The 3,733-nt window shown below is 75.7% G+C and carries 1 protein-coding gene; it reads right to left on the reverse strand.

Annotated elements, in window-relative coordinates; all coding sequences use genetic code 11:
• Positions 1 to 30 precede the first annotated feature (30 nt).
• Positions 31 to 3,717, reverse strand: a complete 3,687-nt coding sequence (locus V7E46_RS32850) for an Rne/Rng family ribonuclease (RefSeq protein WP_333771822.1) — start codon at positions 3,715 to 3,717, stop codon at positions 31 to 33.
• Between the last annotated feature and the right edge of the window lie 16 nt (positions 3,718 to 3,733).

The following is a 3,733-nucleotide window of genomic DNA, read 5'->3' on the forward strand; positions in this document are numbered from 1 at the left end:
GGCCAGGGGGCGCGCACGGGGCGGAGGTGACTACTCCGCGGGGCTCGAAGCCTTCTTCGCCGGGGCCTTCTTGACCGCAGCCTTCTTCGCCGTCGTCTTCTTGGCGGCAGCCTTCTTCGCCGTCTTCTTGGCGGCGACCTTCTTGGCGGGCGCCTTGCGGGCCGCCGCCCGCTTCTTCGGCTCGGTCTGCTCCTCCTCGGCAGAGGGCACGGGCTCCGGCCCGGAGGGGACCGCGGGGGCCGCGGCCACCACGATGTCCTCGCCCGCCGCGGGCGAACCCGCAGGTGCGGCCACCTTGCGGGTGGCGCGCCGGCGCGTACGGGCCGGCGGCTCCGTGGAGACCTCGGGTTCGGGCAGCGCGTCGGCCGGAGCGGCCGGCGCCTCCGCCGCGACGACCACGACGGCCGTGTCCTCACCCGTCGCGGGCGAACCCGCGGGAGCCGTGGCCTTGCGGGTGGCGCGCCGCCGCGTACGGGCCGGCGGCTCCGTGGAGACCTCGGGTTCGGGCAGCGCGTCGACCGGCTCGATGTCCGGTTCGCTCACCGGGACGACGACGAAGGCCTGCTCGGCCTCGCCCGCCGCGGCGGCGGGCGCTCCGGCCGGTGCGGTCGCCTTGCGCGCGCCCCGCCGCCGGCTGCGGCCACGGGACGGGTTCGCGGCGGCCTCCGCCTCCGCGGCGCTGCCGAACCACTCCTCCTCGGGGTCGCCGACCGCGGGGACCAGGTCGGACTCGCCGACCTCGATCGGTTCGAGCTCGGGCAGCTCATCGGCCTCGTCGGTCTCGGCCTCGATCTCCGCCCCGGTGGCGTGCTCGTGCTCGTGGCCCTCGGCGCCGCTGCCGGCCTTGCCGCCGCGCCGCTTGCGCTTGCCGCCGCCCCCGCCGGTGGTGGTCGCCTGGTCCATGTGGACGATGACACCCCGCCCGTTGCAGTGGACGCAGGTCTCGGAGAAGGACTCCAGCAGGCCCTGTCCGACCCGCTTGCGGGTCATCTGGACCAGGCCGAGCGAGGTGACCTCGGCCACCTGGTGCTTGGTGCGGTCCCGGCCCAGGCATTCCAGCAGCCGCCGCATGACCAGGTCCCGGTTGGACTCCAGGACCATGTCGATGAAGTCGACCACCACGATGCCGCCGAGGTCCCGCAGCCGCAGCTGGCGGACGATCTCCTCGGCCGCCTCCAGGTTGTTGCGGGTGACGGTCTCCTCCAGGTTGCCGCCCTGCCCGGTGAACTTGCCGGTGTTGACGTCGACCACGACCATCGCCTCGGTCTTGTCGATCACCAGCGAACCGCCGGACGGCAGCCACACCTTGCGGTCCAGCGCCTTGAGCAGCTGCTCGTCGATGCGGTACGTCGCGAAGACGTCCACCTCCGACGTCCAGCGGGACAACCGGTCGGCCAGGTCGGGCGCGACATGGGTGACGTAGTCGTGGATGGTGCCCCACGCCTCGTCGCCGCTGACGATGACCTTCGAGAAGTCCTCGTTGAAGATGTCCCTGACCACCCGGACGGTCATGTCCGGCTCGCCGTAGAGGAGCGTCGGCGCGTTGGAGCCGCCGCCGTTCTTCGCCTTGCGCTGGATGTCGTCCCACTGCGCCTGGAGGCGTTCGACGTCGCGGCGCAGCTCGTCCTCGCTCGCGCCTTCCGCGGCGGTGCGGACGATGACGCCGGCGTCCTCGGGGACGATCTTCTTGAGGATCGTCTTGAGCCGGGCCCGCTCGGTGTCGGGCAGCTTGCGGCTGATGCCGGTCATCGAGCCCTCGGGCACGTAGACCAGGTAGCGGCCCGGCAGGGAGACCTGGCTGGTGAGCCGGGCGCCCTTGTGGCCGATCGGGTCCTTGGTGACCTGGACCAGCACCGGCTGGCCGGACTTGAGCGCGGACTCGATCCGGCGCGGGCCGCCGGACAGGCCTAGCGCCTCGAAGTTGACCTCACCGGCGTAGAGCACCGCGTTGCGGCCCTTGCCGATGTCCACGAAGGCGGCCTCCATCGACGGCAGCACGTTCTGGACCTTGCCCAGGTAGACGTTGCCGACGTAGCTGGTGGCCTGCTCCTTGTTGACGTAGTGCTCGACGAGGACGTTGTCCTCCAGCACGCCGATCTGGGTGCGCTCGCCGTTCTGCCGCACCACCATGACGCGCTCGACCGCCTCGCGGCGGGCCAGGAATTCGGCCTCTGTGATGATCGGCACCCGGCGGCGGCCCTGCTCGCGGCCTTCGCGGCGGCGCTGCTTCTTGGCCTCCAGGCGGGTGGAGCCCTTGATGGACTGCACCTGGTCGGCGCCGGTGCCCAGCGGTTCTGGGGCCTGCCGCGGCTCGCGGACCTTGACGACCGTACGCTCCGGGTCGTCCACGTCGTTGCCGTGCGAGTCGTCCGCGCCGGTGTCGCCACCGCGGCGGCGACGGCGGCGGCGCCGGCGGCTGCTGGTGCTGCCGGACCCGCCCTGCGCGTGGTCGTCGTGCTCGTCCGCGGACTCGGCCTCGTCGCCCTCCTGCGGCTCCTCGTCGTCCTCGTCCTCGCCGGAGGCGGCGTCGTCGTGCTCGGCGGACTCGCCGCGGCGGCGGCGCCGCCCACCGCGACGGCGGCGGCGGGACGAGGGGCGGTCCTCGCCGTCGGTGTCGCTGTCGCTGTCCTCGTCGCTGTCGTCGGCGTCGGTGTCGGCGCTCTCCGCGACCTCGGGGGCCGCGGGGCTCTGCGTGGTCTCGGGCTCGGCCTCGGCCGCGGCGCCGCCCCTGCGGCGGCGGCGACGGCGCGGGCCGCCGCCCTCGTGCTCGTCCGCCTCGGGCTCCGGCTCGGCCTCGGCCTCCTCGACCGGGGCGGGTGCGGCGGTGGGCGCGACGAAGACCGGCGGCTGGAAGACCGCGGTCGGCGGCTGCGCCGCCCGGCGCCGGCCGCGCGAGGGCGCTTCCTCGGTGCGTACGTCGAGCGTCACGGTCTGCGCCGGGATGCCGAAGGCGTCGGCCAGCGCGATCACGGCCTGCGCGGCGGCGTCCTCGGGCGTCGCGCCGTAGCCGCGGATCTCGTAGGCGTCGTCGACCTCGACGGCCCAGCCGTCGCCGTCACGCAGCGCCTTGCCGGTGTACGCGGTCGCCGGCTCGGCCGGGGCCGCGCCGCCCGCGGTGTCCTGCTGGGGCGCCAGCGCGCCCGGCTTCAAGCGTCGCGAACCGTCGCCGCTGGGCGCGGAGAAGGTCGCGGCAGGCGCCGCCTTCTTCCGCGTCCGCCGGGCGCCCCGCCCTGCGGACGCGGCCTCCTCGGCAGGGGCATCGGGCGCCGCGGCATCGCGTGCCGCACGGCGGCGGGCACGGGCCGGGGCCTCGTCCGAGGCGGCGGGCCCGGCGCTTGCTGCGGGCTCCTCGGTGACCTCGGGAGCGGCGGCCGGGGCCGCCTCCTTGCGCGTGGCGCGGCGCCGGGCACGCGGCGGGGCCGCGTCCGACACGACGGGCTCTTCATCGGCGGCAGCGGTCGCGGGAGCCGGCGCTGCGGGCTCCGCCGTCACCTCGGGCGCTACAGCCGGAGCCGCCGCCTTGCGGGTCGCGCGGCGCCGGGCACGCGGCGGGGCCGCGTCCGACACGGCGGGCTCCTCGTCAGCGGCAGCGGTCACGGGGGCGGGCTCGGGCACCGTCACCTCGGCGGACTCCTCCGCGGCGGCAGGCGCGCCCGCCGGGGCGGTCGCCTTGCGCGTGGCGCGGCGCCGGGCACGCGGCGGGGCCGCGTCCGACACGACGGGGTCCTCGTCG

Origin of the sequence: Streptomyces sp. IBSBF 2435, assembly GCF_036815005.1 — a bacterium.
Lineage (GTDB): Bacteria > Actinomycetota > Actinomycetes > Streptomycetales > Streptomycetaceae > Actinacidiphila.